This is a genomic window from Rubrivivax rivuli, from assembly GCF_004016505.1.
GTDB classification, from domain to species: Bacteria; Pseudomonadota; Gammaproteobacteria; order Burkholderiales; family Burkholderiaceae_C; genus Rubrivivax; species Rubrivivax rivuli.
The window spans coordinates 398,025-414,674 of record NZ_SACR01000004.1 but is presented as its reverse complement, the minus strand read 5'-3'; the positions used below and the strand labels follow the sequence as shown (position 1 = coordinate 414,674).

Below are 16,650 nucleotides of genomic sequence, written 5' to 3'. Positions count from 1 at the left end.
TCCGCGGCGGGAGGCTGGGGCGCGTGTTGCTCGCGTGTCGAAGGGAACTAGCATCACGGCATGCTTGCCGCCATCCTCGCCGTCAGCCTGGGCGCCGCGCTCGGTGCGCTGCTGCGCTGGGGGCTGGGGGCGGGCCTGAACCACGTGTTTCCTTCTCTGCCCCCAGGCACCTTGGTGGCCAACCTGCTGGGGGGCTACCTCGTGGGGCTGGCGGTGGCGCTGTTCGCGATGCGGCCCGAGTGGCCGGTGGAATGGCGGCTCTTCGTGATCACCGGCTTTCTGGGCGGGCTGACCACCTTCTCCACTTTCAGCGCCGAGGTCGTGCAGGCGCTGCAGGCCGGGCGCACGGGCTGGGCCCTGGCCACGGTGGCCACGCACCTGGCGGGTTCGCTGCTGCTCACGCTGGCCGGCCTGGCCACGCCTTCGCTGCTCAAATCCTGAGGCCGCATCAGCCTCATGGGCCCTGGGTGTGAGAGCCCCGGCACGCCGTGGCGACACCCTGCGGCTTAGGCATTCGGCTCTAGAGCGCACTCGTAGAATCGCGCGGCCTTGCGGCCCAGGGCGAAAGCCCCTCGGCCCGCCTTCAGCCACCCCGCCAGCGCACGCGAGACCGAAGTGAAAACCCCCGCAGAACTCCTGGCCGAACACGGCCCCCGCGAAGCCATGGAATACGACGTGGTCGTCGTCGGCGCCGGCCCCGGCGGCCTGGCCACGGCCATCCGGCTGAAGCAGCTCAACCCCGACCTGTCGGTGGTGGTGCTGGAGAAGGGCAGCGAGCCGGGCGCGCACATCCTTTCGGGCGCGGTGATGGACCCGCGAGCGCTGACCGAACTGTTCCCCGACTGGAAGGAGCGCGGCGCGCCCCTGAACCAGGCCGTGACGGGCGACGAGGTGCTCTTCCTCAGCGAGACCCAGCACACCACCACGCCGAAGTGGCTGCTGCCAGACTGCTTCCACAACGAAGGCATGTACGTCGTGCGCCTGGGCGCCGTGACGAAGTGGCTGGGCGAGCAGGCCGAAGCCCTGGGCGTGGAGATCTTCCCCGGCTTCACGGCCGCAGAGATCCTCTACGACGAACACGGCGGCGTGCGTGGCGTGGCCACCGGCCACATGGGCATCGGAAAGGACGGCCAGCCCACCGGCGCTTTCCAGCTCGGCATGGAACTGCTCGGCAAGTACACCGTGTTCGCCGAGGGCGCGCGCGGCCACCTGGGCAAGCAGCTCATCAGCCAGTTCCAGCTGGACAAGGGCCGCGACCCGCAGAGCTACGCCCTGGGCGTGAAAGAGCTGTGGGAGATCCCGGCCGAGAAGGCCAAACCGGGCCTCGTGGTGCACACCGCCGGCTGGCCGATGGACGAGCACACCTACGGCGGCGGCTTCCTCTACCACCTGGAAGGCAACAAGGTCACCCTGGGCTTCGTCACCGGGCTCGATTACCAGAACCCCTGGATCAGCCCCTTCGAGGAGATGCAGCGCTGGAAGCTGCACCCGGCCATCCGCCAGCACCTCGAAGGCGGCAAGCGCATCGGTTATGGCGCGCGCGCCATCACCGCGGGTGGTTTGCTGAGCCTGCCCAAGCTGGTGTTCCCGGGCGGCGCGTTGGTCGGCTGCGACGCCGGCACGCTGAACGCCGCGCGCATCAAGGGCAGCCACGCGGCCATCAAGACGGGCATGCTGGCGGCCGAAGCCATCGTCCCGGCGCTGGCCGCCGGCCGCTACGGCGACGAGCTCAGCGCCTACCCCGAGGCCTTCGAGAGGAGCTGGCTGTTCGAGGAACTCAACGCCAGCCGCAACTTCAAGCAGTGGTTCAAGCAGGGCAACACCGTGGGCACGGTGATGACGGGCATCGAGCAGTGGCTGCTGCCCAAGCTGGGCTTCAAGAGCCCGCCCTGGACCATCCACCGCAAGGCCGGCGACCACACGCGACTGCACGCGGCCAACCAGATCGCGCCGATCAAGTACCCCAAGCCCGACAACGTGCTGACCTTCGACCGCCTGAGCTCGGTCTTCCTCAGCAGCACCAACCACGAAGAGAACCAGCCGGCGCACCTGACGCTGAAGGATGCCAGCGTGCCGGTGGCCATCAATCTCGAGAAGTACGCCGGCCCCGAAGGCCGCTACTGCCCGGCCGGCGTCTACGAGTACGTGAAGAACAGCGACGGCAGCGATCGCCTGCAGATCAACGCGCAGAACTGCGTGCACTGCAAGACCTGCGACATCAAGGACCCGACGCAGAACATCGTGTGGGTCACGCCCGAGGGTGGCGGTGGGCCCAACTACGCCGGGATGTAAGGCCGGCGCTGCCGGCCCGGGCGTGCGTTGAAGGCGTTTTCGCTGCCGCGCCCCTCTTTCCGCCAGCTGCTGGTGGTGGCCTTCCTGCTGGTGGCCACGCTGCTGGGCGGTGTGGCGCTGCGCGGGCAGCTCACGCTGGAAGGTCTGCTGGAGCGCAGCCGCGCCGAGAACCAGCGCACGCTGCGGCTCAGCAGCCATGCCGAGCGCCTGGGCGAAGCCACGCTGACCATGGAACGCGCGGCGCGCCAGTACCTGGTGCTGGGCGACCCCACGCTGCGCCAGACCTACGAACGCAACGCCGCCGAAGCCGCCGGCCACGTGCAGGCCCTGGCGGCCGGCGCCGTGGCGCCCGAGGCCACACGCGCCTGGCTGGCGCAGCGCGCGCAGATCGACCGCGAACTGCGTGAAGCCGAGTTCGTGCCCGGCAGCCGCGACCGCGCGCTGGCCGCGGCCTTCCGCGAGCTCGGCGTGCAGCAGGCGCGCATGGGCGAGCAGCTGCGCCGCGTGACCGAGGCGCGCAACGCCGCGCTGCAGGCCGAGCTGGACGCCGGCCGCGCCGCCCTGGGCCGCCTGGTGGCCGGTGCCACCGTGCTGACGCTGTCACTGGCGCTAGGCCTGGCCCTGCTGCTGGCGCGCCCGCTGCGGCGCGTGGAGATGGCCATCGTGGCGCTGGGCGAGAACCGGCTCGATGAACGCATCGACATCCGCGGCCCGTCCGACGTGCGGCAGATCGGCCGCCGGCTCGATTGGCTGCGCCAGCGCCTGGCCGGCATCGACGCCGACAAGGCACGTTTCCTGCGGCATGTCTCGCACGAGCTGAAGACGCCACTGGCCGCGCTGCGCGAAGGCGTGGCGCTGCTGCAGGACGGCGTGGCCGGGCCGCTGAGCGACAACCAGCGCGAGGTGGCGCGCATCCTGCACGACAACACCGCCACGCTGCAGCGGCGCATCGAAGACCTGCTGAAGTTCAACGCCGCGGCTTTCGCCGCCGAGCGCCTGGTGCGCAAGCCCACCGACATGGGCGCGTTGGTGGCGGGCCTGGTGCAAGAACAGCAGCTGGTCTGGCGCGCACGCCGGCTGCACGTGCAGGTGCGCTGCCACCCAGCCGCCGAAGGCGCGCCGCTGGTGGCCGATGTCGATGCCGAGCTGCTCGGCAGCGCGCTGGGCAACCTGCTGAGCAACGCCATCCGCTACAGCCCCGAGGGCGGCACCGTCACGCTGACGCTGCAGCAGCAGGGCGACGGCCTGACCATCGACGTGCAAGACCAGGGCCCCGGCGTGCCCGCGGCCGAACGCGAGCGCATCTTCGAACCCTTCTTCCGCGGCGCGCAGCAGCCGGCCGATGGACTGCCGGGCACCGGCATCGGGCTGTCCATCGTGGCCGAAGCCGTGGCCGCGCACGGGGGCCGCGTGCAGCTGCTGGGCAGCCCCGCGGCCGAAACCGGTGGTGGCGAAGCCACCACCACCGATTCCCAGGCACCGCATGAACCCGGCGCCCATTTCCGCATCACACTGCCCCATGCCCTTGCCGATTGATCCGCGGCGCTACCGCACCGCCGCCAGCCTCGCCGCCGCCACCCTGCTGTCGGCCTGTGCGTGGCTGCAACCGCCTGCCGCCACGCAGCCCGCCCCAGCCCCGGCGCCTGCCCCTGCGCCTGTGCCGGCTCCGGCACCCAGCCCGGCCCCGAGCGCCGAGCCCGACCCCGCCGCGCTGGCCGACGCCGCCGCGCGCCAGGTGCTGGCCGCGCACGAGCGCCTGCGCCAGCTGTCGGCCGCCGAGCTGGCCCGCGAGTACCTGGCTGCGGCCGAGCGCCCGCTGCCCGCCGGGCAAGATGCCGCAACGGCCACAACGGCCACCGCAGCCGCGATGGAACGCGCGCTGCTGCTGATGCTGGTGAACCGCCCGCAGGCCGGCGACCTGGCCCGCGCAGCGGCCCTGCTCGAGCCCCACGCCAAGACGCCCGGACCCTGGCGGGCCGTGGCGCAGCTGCTGCTGGCCCGCGTGCAGGAACAGCGCCGGCTGGAAGATCAGATCGACAAGCAGGGCCAGCAGCTGCGCGAGCAGCAGCGCCGCATCGACCAGCTGGCCAGCCAGCTGGAGGCGCTGAAGGCCATCGAGCGCAGCCTGAACAACCCGCGGCCCGCCACGCCAGCGCCGGCGCCACGTCCGGCGCCCTGAGCACGCCCGCTGCCATGGCCGCCCACGTCCTCATCGTCGACGACGACGCCGACCTGTTGCGCCTGCTCTCGATGCGCCTGGGCGCGGCCGGCTACCGCGTCAGCAGCGCCGAATCGGCCGAAGACGCGCTGGCGCAGATCGCGCTCCAGCGCCCGCAGCTCGTCATCAGCGACGTGCAGCTGCCCGGCGCCGACGGGCTGCAGCTCTTCGAGACCATCCGAGCGCAGCACGCGGCGCTGCCGGTCATCCTGCTCACCGCGCACGGCACCATCCCCGATGCCGTGGAGGCCACCTCGCGCGGCGTCTTCACCTACCTCACCAAGCCCTTCGACGGCAAGCAGTTGCTGGAGCAGGTGGCCCAGGCCCTGGCCCTGGCCGGCCCCGGTGCTGCCGATGGCCGCGGCGCGGCCGAGCCCGCAGCCTGGCGCGCGGGCATCGTGAGCCACAGCGCCCGCATGGAAGAGCTGCTGGCCGAGGCCCTGCTGGTGGCCAAGAGCGATGCCAGCGTGCTGATCCGCGGCGAAAGCGGCACCGGCAAGGAGCTGCTGGCCCAGGCGCTGCACCGCGCCAGCCGCCGGGCCAGCCGGCCCTTCGTGGCGGTGAACTGCAGCGCCATCCCCGAAACCCTGCTGGAAAGCGAACTTTTCGGCCATGTGAAGGGCGCCTTCACCGGGGCCACGCAGAACCACCGCGGCCTGTTCCAGGCCGCCGATGGCGGCACGCTCTTCCTGGACGAGATCGGCGACATGCCGCCGGCCCTGCAGGTGAAGCTGCTGCGAGTGCTGCAGGAACGCAGCGTGCGGCCGGTGGGCGCGAACCAGCCGGTGCCCATCGACGTGCGCATCCTCTCGGCCACGCACCGCGACCTCGATGCCATGCTGGCCGACGGCAGCTTCCGCGAAGACCTGTTCTACCGGCTCAATGTGGTCTCGCTGCAGCTGCCCACGCTGGCCGAGCGGCGCGAGGACATCCCGCTGCTGGCGCAGCATTTCCTCACCACGCTGGCCGCGCGCCACGGCCGGCGCATCCGCGGCTTTGCGCCAGAGGCATTGCGCGCGCTGGCCACCGCGGCCTGGCCGGGCAACGTGCGCCAGCTGCACAACGTGGTGGAGCAGGTGTGCGCCCTCGCCACCGCGCCCTTGATCCCGCTCAGCCTGGTGCAGCGTGCGCTGCGCACGCCCGGCGTGCAGGTGCTGAGTTATGCCGAGGCGCGCCAGCGCTTCGAGCGCGATTACCTCGTGGGCCTGCTCAAGCTCACCGACGGCCACGTGGCCGACGCCGCGCGCCTGGCCGAACGCAACCGCACCGAGTTCTACCGGTTGCTGCAGAAACACGGGCTGACGCCGGGGCGCTTCAGGGGCGATGACGGGGGCGAAGCCGGTGATGTCGCCGCTGATGAGGGCCCTGTCGCCGGCTAGCGACAAGGCCCGCTGAGGCCCATTTTCCAGGGGCGGCGGGCACTTGCGGCCTGCACGAACGGAACATGGCAGCCGGCTTGTCGCCAATCGGCGACGCTTTGGCCTCTTTTGCCGTGCCATCGGCCGGCAAAACAGCGCCAAGTGCCTGATCCATAAAGCTTTTGGTCCCGCGGCACGGCGATTGCGCTGAAAGGCTCCGAGGGCGCCGCACGCGCGCCCGTCGGAACGCCCCACGGGATGACCCGCTTTGCCCTGCTGATCCTGAGCTGCCTCGCCACGCTGCTGCTGCCGCCGGCGTTCGCCTCGGCCAGCGCGGGCTTCGGTTTCGACGATGTGGCCGCCATGGCGCAGCGCGAGGCCGCCCTGCCCTACGCGGCCCCCGTGGTGCGCCTGCCTGCCGAGCTGCAGGGCCTGAACTACGACGGCCTGCGCGACATCCGCTACCGGCCCGAGAAGGCCGTCTGGCGCGAGCAGGGCCTGCCCTTCGAGCTGCAGTTCTTCCACCTCGGCGGCGGCAACGCGCTGCCGGTGCAGATCCACGAGGTGCACGAAGGCCGCGCACGCCTGCTGGGCTACGACCCCGCGGCCTGGGACTTCGGCCGCCACCGCTTCGACCGCAGCGGTTGGCAGGACCTCGGCCACGCCGGCTTCCGCGTGCACCACGCGCTGAACAGCCCGGCCTACAAGGACGAGCTGGTGGTCTTCCTCGGCGCCAGCTACTTCCGCGCGCTGGGCCGGGGCCAGCAGTACGGCCTGTCGGCACGCGGCCTGGCGCTGGACACCGTGGGCGGTGCCGGCCCTGAGGAGTTCCCGCGCTTCAAGGCCTTCTGGATCGAGCGCCCGGCCGCCAACGCCAGCATGCTGACCATCCACGCTCTGCTCGACAGCCCGCGCGCCACGGGCGCCGTGCGCTTCGTCTTCCAGCCGGGCGAAACGACGCTGGTCGATGTGCAGCAGCGGCTCTTCCTGCGCGCGCAGGCGCACCAGGCTGCGGGCACCGCACCGCTGGCCATGCTGGGCCTGGCCCCGCTGACCAGCATGTACCTGCACGGCGAGAACCAGCCGCAGGCCGTGGACTTCCGCCCCGAGGTGCACGACAGCGACGGCCTGATGGTGGCCGGCCAGCCTGCGGCCAACACCGCCACCGAATGGCTGTGGCGCCCGCTGGTGAACCCGCGCACGCCCCTGGCCAGCAGCTTCGCGCTGCAGCGGCTGGAAGGTTTCGGCCTGATGCAGCGCGACTGCCGCTTCACGAGTTACGAAGACCCGGAAGCCCGCTACGAGCGCCGCCCCAGCGCCTGGGTGCAGCCGCTGGGCGACTGGGGCCCGGGCCGCGTGCTGCTGCTGCAGCTGCCCACGCCCGACGAGACCGAAGACAACATCGTCGCCGCCTGGGTGCCAGCCACGCTGCCCGCGCCCGGCCAGCCGCTGGACATCGCCTACCGCCTGCACTGGCAAGGCAGCACGCTGACGCAGCCGCCGGGGGCGCAAGCGGTGCAAAGCCGCCGTGGCCGCAGCTGGGCGCCGCTGGCGGCTGGCGAGTTGCAGTTCCTCATCGACTTCGACGGCCCGGCCTTGCGCGCGCTGCCGCCCGGCGCTGCCGTGCAGGCCGTGGCGAGCACCTCCACGCCAGGCGCGCGCATCACCGACGCCCAGGCCTACCCGCACCCGCAAGGCGGCTGGCGCCTGCGCCTGCGTGTGCAGCGCAGCGACCCCGCGCAGCCGCTGGAGCTGCGCGCTTTCCTGCAGAACGGCCCGCACGCCCTCAGCGAAACCTGGGCCGCGCTCATCCCCGGTGAAGCCAGCGATGAGCGCGCCCGCATCCCCACACCCCCCGCGCCGGAGACCCGCCGATTAAAACCCAGTCGACGCCCCCCAAGCCTGCCGCCCGGGTGCTGACGCCCGAAGCTCTGGCCCGCAAGGCGCAGCGCCGCTACACGCACAACGCCGCGCCGGCGCTCCAGCGCGGCTCGATGGTGCCGCGGCCCTGGCGCGGCCTGCGCGCCGGTCTGGCCGACCTGCTGGCCGGCCGCAGCGAAGCCCCGGCCGAGATGCCGCTGCAGGCCTGGCAGCTCAGCGCCGTGCGCCGCCGCCACGCGCTGCTGGCTTGCGTGCTGCTGTGCGCGGCCATCGCCACCGCGCTGCTGCTGCAGACGCAGCCGCCGGTGGATGGGGGCTGGGGCCTGAACGCGCTGCGCACGGTGCAGGTGGGCCTGTTCGCGCTGCTGTTCGCGTGGGTGGCGGCCGGCTGCGTGACGGCGGTGATGGGCTACTTCAGCCTGCGCCGCGGTGATACGCACGGCCTGCGCTATGCCGACGTGGCGCACCGCGCCATATCGGCCGACGCGCGCACCGCGGTCATCATGCCCATCTGCAACGAGAACGTGGCCACGGTCTTCGCGGGCCTCGCGGCCACGGCCGAATCGGTGGTGGCCGCCGGCGGTGCGCGGCTGGTGGAGTTCTACGTGCTCAGTGACACCGGTGACACCGCCCTGCGCGCCAACGAGCGCCAGGCCTGGGAGGCGCTGCGCGACCGCTTCGCCGCAACCGGCCTGCGTGTGCACTACCGCTGGCGCGCGCGCCGCACGCAGCGCAAGGCCGGCAACGTGGCCGACTTCTGCCGCCGCTGGGGCCGGCGCCACCGCTACATGGTGGTGCTGGACGCCGACAGCGTGATGAGCGGCGAGGCCGTGCTCGGCCTGGTGCGCCTGATGGAAGCCACGCCGCAGGCCGGCATCATCCAGTCGGCCCCGGTCACCTGCGGGCTGGACACGCTGCATGCACGTTCGCAACAGTTCGCCGGGCGTGTGACGGGCCGCCTCTTCGGCGCCGGCATGCAGTACTGGCAGCTGGGTGAATCGCACTACTGGGGCCACAACGCCATCATCCGCATCGCGCCCTTCATGCAGCACTGCGCGCTGGCCGCGCTGCCGGGCCGCGGCGGCTTGTCGGGCCACATCCTCAGCCACGATTTCGTGGAAGCCGCGCTGATGCGCCGCGCCGGCTGGCAGACCTGGCTGGTGCCTGATCTGCCCGGCAGCTGGGAGCAGCAACCCCCGCACCTGCTGGCCGAATTGCAGCGCGACCGCCGCTGGTGCCAGGGCAACCTGCAGAACGCGCGCCTGATCGCCGAACCCGGCCTGCACGGCGTGCACCGCGCGATGTTCTTCACCGGCGCCATGGCCTACCTCTCGGCGCCGCTGTGGCTGGGCTTCGTGGGCCTGGGCCTGGTGCTGTGGGCACTGGGCGGACACAGCCTCGTCAACGTGAGCCAGGTGCTGGGCGATGCCTCGCTGGCCGCGCTGTGGGCCGCCACGCTGGCCTTGCTGATGCTGCCGCGAGCCCTGGGCGTGGCGCTGGTGCTGCACGAAGGGAAAGAAGCGCAGTACGGCGGCACGCTGGCGCTGCTGGGCAGCGCGCTGCTGGAAGCGCTGATGTCGGCGCTGCAGGCGCCGGTGCGCATGGCCGCGCACACCGTCTTCGTGCTGGGCGCGCTGACCGGGCTGCAACTGCAGTGGAAATCGCCCCCGCGCGAAGCCGAGCGCCTTCGCTGGCGCGACGCGGCGCCTGCGCTGCTGCCGCTGTCGGTGCTGGCCGGCGTGGGCCTGGCCGTGGCCGCCTGGGCGGGCAGCGATGCCGTGCTGTGGCTGCTGCCGGTGGCGCTGCCGTTGCTGGCCGCCTGGCCGGTGGCGGTGTGGGCCGGCCGGCCCGGCCCGGGCCTGGCGCTGCGCCGCGCCGGCCTGCTGCTGACGCCCGAAGAAGTGGCGCCGGCCCCCGCGCTGCGCCGCGCCTGGGCGCAGGCCGCGATGCCGGCGCCCGAGGCTTACTTCAAGCCCGCGCAGTTGGCGTAGAAGGTGACGGCGGCGGGCCAGTCGCTGAAGATGCCCAGCACGCCCACGTCACGCGCCAGCACGTCGATCACGCGGTAAAGGTCGCCCTCGCGCTTGATGGCCGTGTCGAAGGTCTGGTAGTAGAAGCCGTTGTTGCCATCGGCCAGGATGCCCGAGCGCTCCAAGGTCCAGGTGATGATGTCCAGGCCGGCGGCCTTGGCGTCCAGCGCGGCTTGCGAGGCGCGCAGCTTGCCGCTGGCATCGGTGGCGATGAGCGCGAAGGTGGGCGGCGCCCAGATGCGGATGCCCTGCTGGCGGTAGCCCTGCAGCGTGGCCGCACTCGGCAGATCAGCCACCGTGTTGGCGTCGTCCAGGTACACCGCCTGGCGGCCGAAGCTGGGTTCGTTGTTCACCCAGTACAGCACGTCGTTGATGTCGAAGGACTGCGGCCACACGTTGCGCGCCGGCACGCCCGCGGCCTTGTACTCGTCGATCATCTTCTGCGCGTAGGCCTGCTGCGTGAACCCGTTGAAGGGCATGGTCACGCTCGGGCTCTTGAGCTCGGGCGTCATCTTCGCGCCCAGGCGCTTGAAGAGCTCGATGCTTTCCTGGTGCGTGAGCAGCGTGCCGCTGGTGGGGCCGCTGTAGAGGTCGGTGCGCCAGTTGGCGGTGCCGGCCAGGTACTCGGCCACGGTGCGGGCGCGCGGGTTGAAGGCGTCCATCTTGCCGCGCAGCGTCTTGAACTCGGCCAGCGTGATCTCGCTGGTGCGGCACTCGGCCGTGGCCGGCGTGAGCAGCGCGCCGTTGGCATCAAAAGTGGCCGGGGTGAAGGGCTTGATGCAGGTGGAAGCCAGCGGCGTGGCCAGGATGTTGGTGGTGGTGTGCAGGTCGTTCTGCGCGTGGCGGCAGACGAGTTGCTGGTCTTTCGTGAAGGTGACGTCGCACTCCAGGATGCCCGCGCCCATGCGCGCCGCGGCTTCGTAGCTCTCCTTGGTGTGCTCGGGGAACTGCATCGCCGCGCCGCGGTGGCCGATGGAGAAGTCGGCCGTGCGGTAGGCCTTGGTGCGCGCCGCGCAACTCTGCAGGCGCTCGCGCAGCGGGCTCTCGCTCATCTCGTTGACCAGGAAAAACGGCCGCGGGCCGAGTTGCACGCTGGGCGTGGTGGTACGGGCTTCAGCCCACACGCCGCTGCTGGCCTGGGCCAGCGTGCAGGCGGTGGCTGCCGCAACAAGTGCTAACGAACGAAGTGTATGGATCATGACCTGGCCTCCCGGTGCCGGTGGTGTGCGGCGCCCACCATGGGCGCCGCCATGCCGGTGACGCTAGGGCCGCGAGATGTCGGCGCGGTGACCGGGCGGTGACAGGCCAGGCCCCGTTCGTGCGGCCAAGGTCGGGCCAACCTGGGGCAAACTTTCTGCGCGTCCACCCCACGGCTTGATGACACGAAAAGGCAGGATCCCCATGACCTTCAGCCAGACTCTCGGCATCGGCCTGCTGCTGGGCAGCCTGGCAGGCGGGGCCACCGCCGCCCCCGACCAGGTGATCGTGGTGCGGCACGCCGAGCGCGCACCCGAGCCCAAGGACGACCCGGCACTTTCGGCCGAAGGCGCGGAGAGAGCGGAACTGCTGGCCGCCACCCTGGCCTCGGCCCAGGTGAAGACCATCATCACCACGCACTACCGCCGCACGCGCGAGACGGCCGCGCCCTTGGCCCGCCAACTGGGCGTGACGCCCACCGTGCTCACCATCCGCCGCGGTGATGTGCCAGCGCACATCGAGGAAGTGCTGGCGGAGGTGCGCAAGGCCACGGGTGTGGTGCTGGTGGTCGGCCACAGCAACACCGTGGCTGCCATCGTGGCCGGGCTGTCCAGCAGTCAACCGGCGAAGCTGTGCGAGACGACGTTCGCGAACCTCTTCGTCGTCACGCCGGGCGCGGCGGGCGCCCCAGCGCTGCAACTGAAGTACAGCAAGCCCGACCAGCCCCCGGAAGCCGGCTGCCAGTGAAGGGCGCTGCCGGCCTGGCTGGCCGCCGCTAAACGCCCGCCAAGGCCCGCACGGCCCGCTGCACACCGCCGGCCCCGATGGGGATGCCGAGCTGCAGCAGGGCCGCCTCGATGCCCCCCAAGGCGCCCAGGATCATCGCCGGGTTGCAATCGCCCAGGTGTCCGATGCGGAAGGCGCGGCCTTGCTGGGCGCCCAGGCCGCCGGCCATGGCCACCTGGAAGTTCTCGCGCGCCAGCGTGCGCAAGGCCAGCGCGTCGAAGCCCTGGGCCACGCTGACGGTGGTGACGCTGACCGAACGCGTCTCGGGCACCTGGGCGAAGAAGTCCAGCGCCCCGCCCTCGCGCCAGCCTTCCACCGCCGCATGCACGGCGCCGGCTAGCTGCGCGTGGCGCGCGTGCACCTGGGCCAGGCCTTCGCCGAAGATGAGCTCCAGCGCGGCCTGCATGCCGAAGAGCAGGTTCAGCGGCGGCGTGCCGCAGTACTTGCGGTAGCTCGCGTTGTGGCGGCGGTGCACCCAGTCCCAGTAGAAGCGCGGCGCGGGGTTGGCCTCGGCACGCTGGAAGGCGCGGCGGTTCACGGCCACGAAGCCGGCGCCGGGCGGGCACATCAGGCCTTTCTGCGAGGCGCCGAGCGCCACGTCCACGCCCAGCGCGTCCATCTCGAAAGGCGCCGCCCCCAGCGAAGCCACCACGTCGGCCACCAGCAGCGCCGGGTGGCCCGCGGCGTCGATGGCGCGGCGCACGGCCGCCAGGTTGCTGGTGACGCTGGTGCTGGTGTCGGTGTGCACCGCGAACACGGCGCGGATGCGGTGCTCGCGGTCGTCGCGCAGCGCCTGCTCCACCGCCGCGGCATCCACCGGCCAGCCTTCGCGCACCGGCGTGCGCACCACGGTGCGGCCCAGGCTTTCGGTCTGCACGGCCCAGCCTTCGCTGAAGACGCCGGTGCCCGGCACCAGCACGGCACCGCCCGCCTCGGCCAGGTTCTCGACCACCGCCTCCCACACGCCGTGGCCGTTGCTGGCATAGAGAAATACATCGCCCGTGGTGCCCATCAGGCGCTGCAGGCCTTCTTCACAGGCGGTGATGCAGGCGTCCACGCGCGGGTCGGCCAGGTCCATGGGCTGCTGTGCCATGGCCTGCATCACGGCATCGGGCAGCGGCGTGGGGCCGGGGGAATGCAGGAAGCGCCGGCCCGGGATGCGGGGCGCGGCGGTGGGGTGGAGATCGCTCATCGCCCCATGCTAAGCGGCCCGCACCGGCACACGGGCTTGCAGGCCTGTTGACGGGAGCCGCGATTGATCCTAAAGTGATATCACTTTCAGATCAGATCAAGGAGAGCTCCATGCAGCCCCAAGCATCTCGCCGCCATGAACGTGCCGCCGCCACGCGCAACGGCTACCCGATGGCCGCGCTGGGCATCGCGCTGCTGCTGGCCACGCCGCTCATCGGCCTGCTGGCGGCGCGCGGTGGCGGGCCGCTGCTGCTGGCGCTGCTGCCCTTCACGCTGGCCGGCGGCGTGCTGACGCTGCTGGGCCTGTACATGCTGCAGCCCAACGAAGCAGCCAACCTCACGCTCTTTGGCGAATACACCGGCACCGACCGCGGCGAGGGCCTGCGCTGGGCCAACCCGCTGGCGCGCAAGGGCCGGCTGTCGCTGCACTCGCGCAACCTCAACGTGGCGCCGCTGAAGGTGAACGACCAGCGCGGCAACCCGGTGGAGATCGGCGCCGTGGTCGTCTGGCGTGTGCGCGACACCGCGCAGGCCGCCTTCGACGTGGACGACTACGAAACCTACGTTTCCGTGCAGGCCGAAGCCGCCATCCGCCACCTGGCCAGCCTCTACGCCTACGACGACGGCGAAGACCTTCCCGCCGGCCAGCCCACGCTGCGCGGCGGCATGGACGCGGTGTCGATGGCGCTGCGCGACGAGTTGCAGGCCCGCTTCGACGCCGCCGGCGTGGAGGTGCAGGACGCCAAGCTCAGCCACCTGGCCTACGCGCCGGAAATCGCGCAGGTGATGCTGCGCCGCCAGCAGGCCGAGGCCATCGTCAGCGCGCGCCACAAGATCGTGCAGGGAGCGGTGGGCATGGTGGAAGCCGCGCTGCAGGGCCTGAGCGAGCGCAACGTGGTGCAGTTGGACGACGAGCGCAAGGCCAGCATGGTGAGCAACCTGCTCGTGGTGCTGTGCAGCGACCGCGAAACGCAGCCGGTGGTGAACACCGGCACGCTGTACAGCTGACGCGCCCCGCGCTGCTGCGGCATGGCCAGCCCGCGCAAAAAACAGTTCCCGCTGCGCATCGACCCCGAGGTGTGGGCCGAGGTGGAGAAACTCGCCGCGCAAGAGCTGCGCAGCGTCAACGCGCAGGTGGAGTACCTGCTGCGCGAGGCGCTGGCCAAACGCGGGCGGCGCGTGGCGCCGGCCAGGCCGCCCCCGGCCGAAGAGGCGCCAGATTGAGCGGGCTCACGCCCAGGCCGGCGGGCGCTTCTCGATGAAGGCCTGCACGCCTTCCAGCGCGCTCTCGTCCATCATGTTGCAGGCCATGGTGCGCGCGGCGTCTTCATACGCGGCCGCGATGCCGCCTTCGAGCTGGCGGTAGAACAGGGCCTTGCCCATGGTCAGCGCCACGCGCGGCTTGGCGGCGATGCGCTCGACCAGGCGCGCCACTTCGGCGTCAAGCTCCGCAGCGTCTACAACGCGGTTGACCAGGCCGCGCTCACGCGCTTCATCGGCGCTGATGAAGTCGCCCGTCACCAGCATCTCGAAGGCCGCCTTGCGGCCCAGGTTGCGGCTCAGCGCCACGCTGGGCGTGCTGCAGAACAGGCCCAGGTTCACGCCGCTGACGGCGAACTTCGCGTCGCGGCTGGCCACGGCCAGGTCGCACATCGCCACCAGCTGGCAGCCCGCCGCGGTAGCAATGCCCTGCACACGCGCCACCACCGGCACGGGCAATTGCTGCACGGCCATCATCATGCGGCCGCACTGCCCAAAGAGACGCTCGTAGTAAGCCTGGGCCGGCTCGGCGCGCATCTCCTTCAGGTCGTGCCCGGCGCAGAAGGCGCGGCCGGCGGCGGCCAGCACCAGCACCTTCACGGTCTCGTCGGCGGCCACGCGCTGCAGCGCGGCGTGCACCGCCTCGATGAGGCCTTCGCTCAGCGCGTTGAAGGCCTGCGGCCGGTTCAGCGTGAGCTTGGCCACGCCACGGGCGTCTTGCTCGAACAGCACGAGATCGGTGTCGCTGGTGCTCATGCGCGTCTCCTCATTCGATGGCCGAGCTGCTCCTGGCACGCTCGCGCAGCTGGAACTTCTGGATCTTGCCGGTGCTGGTTTTCGGGATGGGCTCGAAGCGGATCTCGCGCGGCACCTTGTAGCCCGCCAGCAGCGCCTTGCAGTGCGCCACCAGTTCGGCCGCCGTCACCGTGCTGCCGGCCTTGGTCTCGACGTAGGCCACCGGCGTCTCGCCCCACTTGGCGTCGGGCCGCGCCACCACGGCACAGGCCAGCACGGCGGGGTGGCGGTAGAGCGCGTCTTCCACCTCCAGGCTGCTGATGTTCTCGCCGCCGCTGATGATGATGTCCTTGCTGCGGTCCTTGATCTTCACGTAGCGGTCGGGCTCCAGCACGGCCAGGTCGCCGGTGTGGAACCAGCCGCCTTCGAAGGCCTTGTCGGTGGCCGCCGGGTTCTTCAGGTAGCCCTTCATCACCAGGTTGCCGCGGAACATGATCTCGCCCATGGTCTGGCCGTCGGCCGGCACTTCGGCCAGGGTCTCGGGGTGCAGCACCGTCATGCCTTCCTGCAGCATGTAGCGCACACCCTGGCGGCCGTTCAGGCGCGTCTGTTCGCTCAAGTCTTCAGCGGCCCAACTGTCTCGCTTCACGGCCACGGCGGCAGGGCCGTAGACCTCGGTGAGGCCGTAGACGTGGGTGATGTCGAAGCCGATCTTCGCCATGCCTTCGATCATGGCGGCCGGCGGCGCCGCGCCCGCGACCATGCCGCGCACTTGCTGCGTGATGCCCTCGCGCAGTGCAGCGTCGGCGTTGATGATCAGGTTGTGCACGATGGGCGCCGCGCAGTAGTGGTTCACGCCGTGCTCGCGCATGGCTTGCAGGATGGCACCGGCCTCCACGCGGCGCAGGCACACGTGCGTGCCGCCGAGCATGGCCACGGTCCACGGGAAACACCAGCCGTTGCAGTGGAACATCGGCAGGGTCCAGAGGTAGACCGGGAAGTGCGGCATGGTCCAGGTGGCCGCGTTGCACACCGCGTTGAGGTAGGCGCCGCGGTGGTGGGTGACCACGCCCTTGGGGTCGCCGGTGGTGCCGCTGGTGTAGCTCACGGCGATGGCATCCCACTCGTCGGCTGGGCCGGTCAGCACCGGCAGCGGGGCGTGGGCGGCGAGCAGGTCTTCGTAGAGCCACGCGCCCAGGCGTTCGTGCGGGCCGGCGTGCTCGGTGTCGGCCACGTCGATGACCACGGGGCTGTGGCCGTGCTCATCACGCAGCAGGCGCAACGCCTCCTTCATCACCGGCGCGAACTCGGTGTCGGTGATCAGCACCGCGGCCTCGCAGTGCTTCATCTGCCAGGCCAGCAGCGGCGCATCCAGCCGCGTGTTCAGCGTGTTCAGCACCGCGTTCAGCGCGGGCACGGCGTAGTGCGCTTCGACCATCTCGGGCGTGTTGGGCAGCATCACGCTCACGGTGCTCAGGCGCCCCACGCCCAGGGCCCGCAAGGCCGCTGCCAGCCGCGCGCTGCGCTCGCGCACCTGGGCCCAGGTGTAGCGGCGTGCGCCATGCACCACCGCCGGCAGATCGCCGAAGACCTCGGCACTGCGCTCGACGAAACTCACCGGCGACAAGGCCGTGAAGTTGGCCGCCTGGCGGCCGAGATGCTGCTCGTAGATGCTCATGCGGCGCGCGCTCCTGCCGGGGTT

General features: G+C 71.5%; 14 protein-coding genes. 10 read left to right on the top strand and 4 right to left on the bottom strand.

Translation table 11 applies throughout. The annotated features are described in order from the left end of the window. Positions 1-60 precede the first annotated feature (60 nt). The 7 genes from crcB (at position 61) to mdoH (ending at position 9,740) form a co-directional block, all read left to right on the top strand. Positions 61-441 (top strand): fluoride efflux transporter CrcB, encoded by a 381-nt coding sequence (gene crcB, locus EOE66_RS14190; RefSeq protein WP_128229384.1) that lies wholly within the window; start codon positions 61-63, stop codon positions 439-441. 222 nt (positions 442-663) lie between these two features. Further along, positions 664-2,292, top strand: coding sequence for an electron transfer flavoprotein-ubiquinone oxidoreductase (locus tag EOE66_RS14185; RefSeq protein WP_128229726.1), 1,629 nt, complete (start codon positions 664-666; stop codon positions 2,290-2,292). Between the two features lie 27 nt (positions 2,293-2,319). After that, positions 2,320-3,828: an ATP-binding protein gene (locus tag EOE66_RS14180; RefSeq protein WP_128229383.1), complete on the top strand. Its 1,509-nt coding sequence runs from the start codon at positions 2,320-2,322 to the stop codon at positions 3,826-3,828. After that, positions 3,812-4,471 carry a hypothetical protein gene (locus EOE66_RS21970; RefSeq protein WP_205702705.1) on the top strand — a complete coding sequence of 220 codons (660 nt, stop codon included), beginning with the start codon at positions 3,812-3,814 and terminating at the stop codon, positions 4,469-4,471. Before EOE66_RS14180 ends, EOE66_RS21970 begins: the two co-directional genes overlap by 17 nt. 14 nt (positions 4,472-4,485) lie before the next feature. Next, the gene (locus tag EOE66_RS14165; RefSeq protein ID WP_128229380.1) at positions 4,486-5,889 is read left to right on the top strand and encodes a sigma 54-interacting transcriptional regulator; all 1,404 of its coding nucleotides are present in this window, start codon (positions 4,486-4,488) and stop codon (positions 5,887-5,889) included. 237 nt (positions 5,890-6,126) lie between these two features. Next, positions 6,127-7,788 (top strand): OpgD/OpgG family glucan biosynthesis protein, encoded by a 1,662-nt coding sequence (locus tag EOE66_RS14160; protein WP_128229379.1) that lies wholly within the window; start codon positions 6,127-6,129, stop codon positions 7,786-7,788. Further along, positions 7,782-9,740: a glucans biosynthesis glucosyltransferase MdoH gene (gene mdoH / locus EOE66_RS14155; protein ID WP_245479043.1), complete on the top strand. Its 1,959-nt coding sequence runs from the start codon at positions 7,782-7,784 to the stop codon at positions 9,738-9,740. The genes EOE66_RS14160 and mdoH overlap by 7 nt, the downstream gene beginning before the upstream one ends. On the opposite strand, the gene EOE66_RS14150 is transcribed toward mdoH, so the two are convergent. Then, complete coding sequence (locus tag EOE66_RS14150; protein ID WP_128229378.1) at positions 9,713-10,978, bottom strand: glycerophosphodiester phosphodiesterase family protein; 1,266 nt, start codon at positions 10,976-10,978, stop codon at positions 9,713-9,715. The genes mdoH and EOE66_RS14150 overlap by 28 nt on opposite strands. 202 nt (positions 10,979-11,180) lie before the next feature. Between EOE66_RS14150 and EOE66_RS14145 the strand changes: the two genes are divergently transcribed. Beyond that, a complete protein-coding gene (locus EOE66_RS14145; RefSeq protein WP_164885109.1) occupies positions 11,181-11,723 on the top strand; it encodes a histidine phosphatase family protein in 543 nt (180 codons plus the stop codon). Between the two features lie 28 nt (positions 11,724-11,751). On the opposite strand, the gene EOE66_RS14140 is transcribed toward EOE66_RS14145, so the two are convergent. After that, complete coding sequence (locus EOE66_RS14140) at positions 11,752-12,954, bottom strand: pyridoxal-phosphate-dependent aminotransferase family protein (RefSeq protein ID WP_245479042.1); 1,203 nt, start codon at positions 12,952-12,954, stop codon at positions 11,752-11,754. A gap of 110 nt (positions 12,955-13,064) precedes the next feature. Here EOE66_RS14140 and EOE66_RS14135 point away from each other — a divergent pair, with 110 nt between their 5' ends. Both EOE66_RS14135 and EOE66_RS14130 read left to right on the top strand, forming a co-directional pair. After that, on the top strand, positions 13,065-13,961 hold the full coding sequence (locus tag EOE66_RS14135) for an SPFH domain-containing protein (RefSeq protein WP_128229376.1): 897 nt from the start codon (positions 13,065-13,067) through the stop codon (positions 13,959-13,961). Positions 13,962-13,982: 21 nt separating this feature from the next. Next, positions 13,983-14,177, top strand: a complete 195-nt coding sequence (locus EOE66_RS14130; protein WP_128229375.1) for a type II toxin-antitoxin system antitoxin — start codon at positions 13,983-13,985, stop codon at positions 14,175-14,177. Positions 14,178-14,183: 6 nt separating this feature from the next. Here the strand turns inward: EOE66_RS14130 and EOE66_RS14125 are convergent, their stop codons facing one another. Together EOE66_RS14125 and EOE66_RS14120 are read right to left on the bottom strand one after the other, a co-directional pair. Beyond that, positions 14,184-14,969, bottom strand: coding sequence for an enoyl-CoA hydratase (locus tag EOE66_RS14125; RefSeq protein ID WP_128229374.1), 786 nt, complete (start codon positions 14,967-14,969; stop codon positions 14,184-14,186). 10 nt (positions 14,970-14,979) lie between these two features. Further along, positions 14,980-16,626 (bottom strand): acyl-CoA synthetase, encoded by a 1,647-nt coding sequence (locus EOE66_RS14120; RefSeq protein ID WP_128229373.1) that lies wholly within the window; start codon positions 16,624-16,626, stop codon positions 14,980-14,982. Between the last annotated feature and the right edge of the window lie 24 nt (positions 16,627-16,650).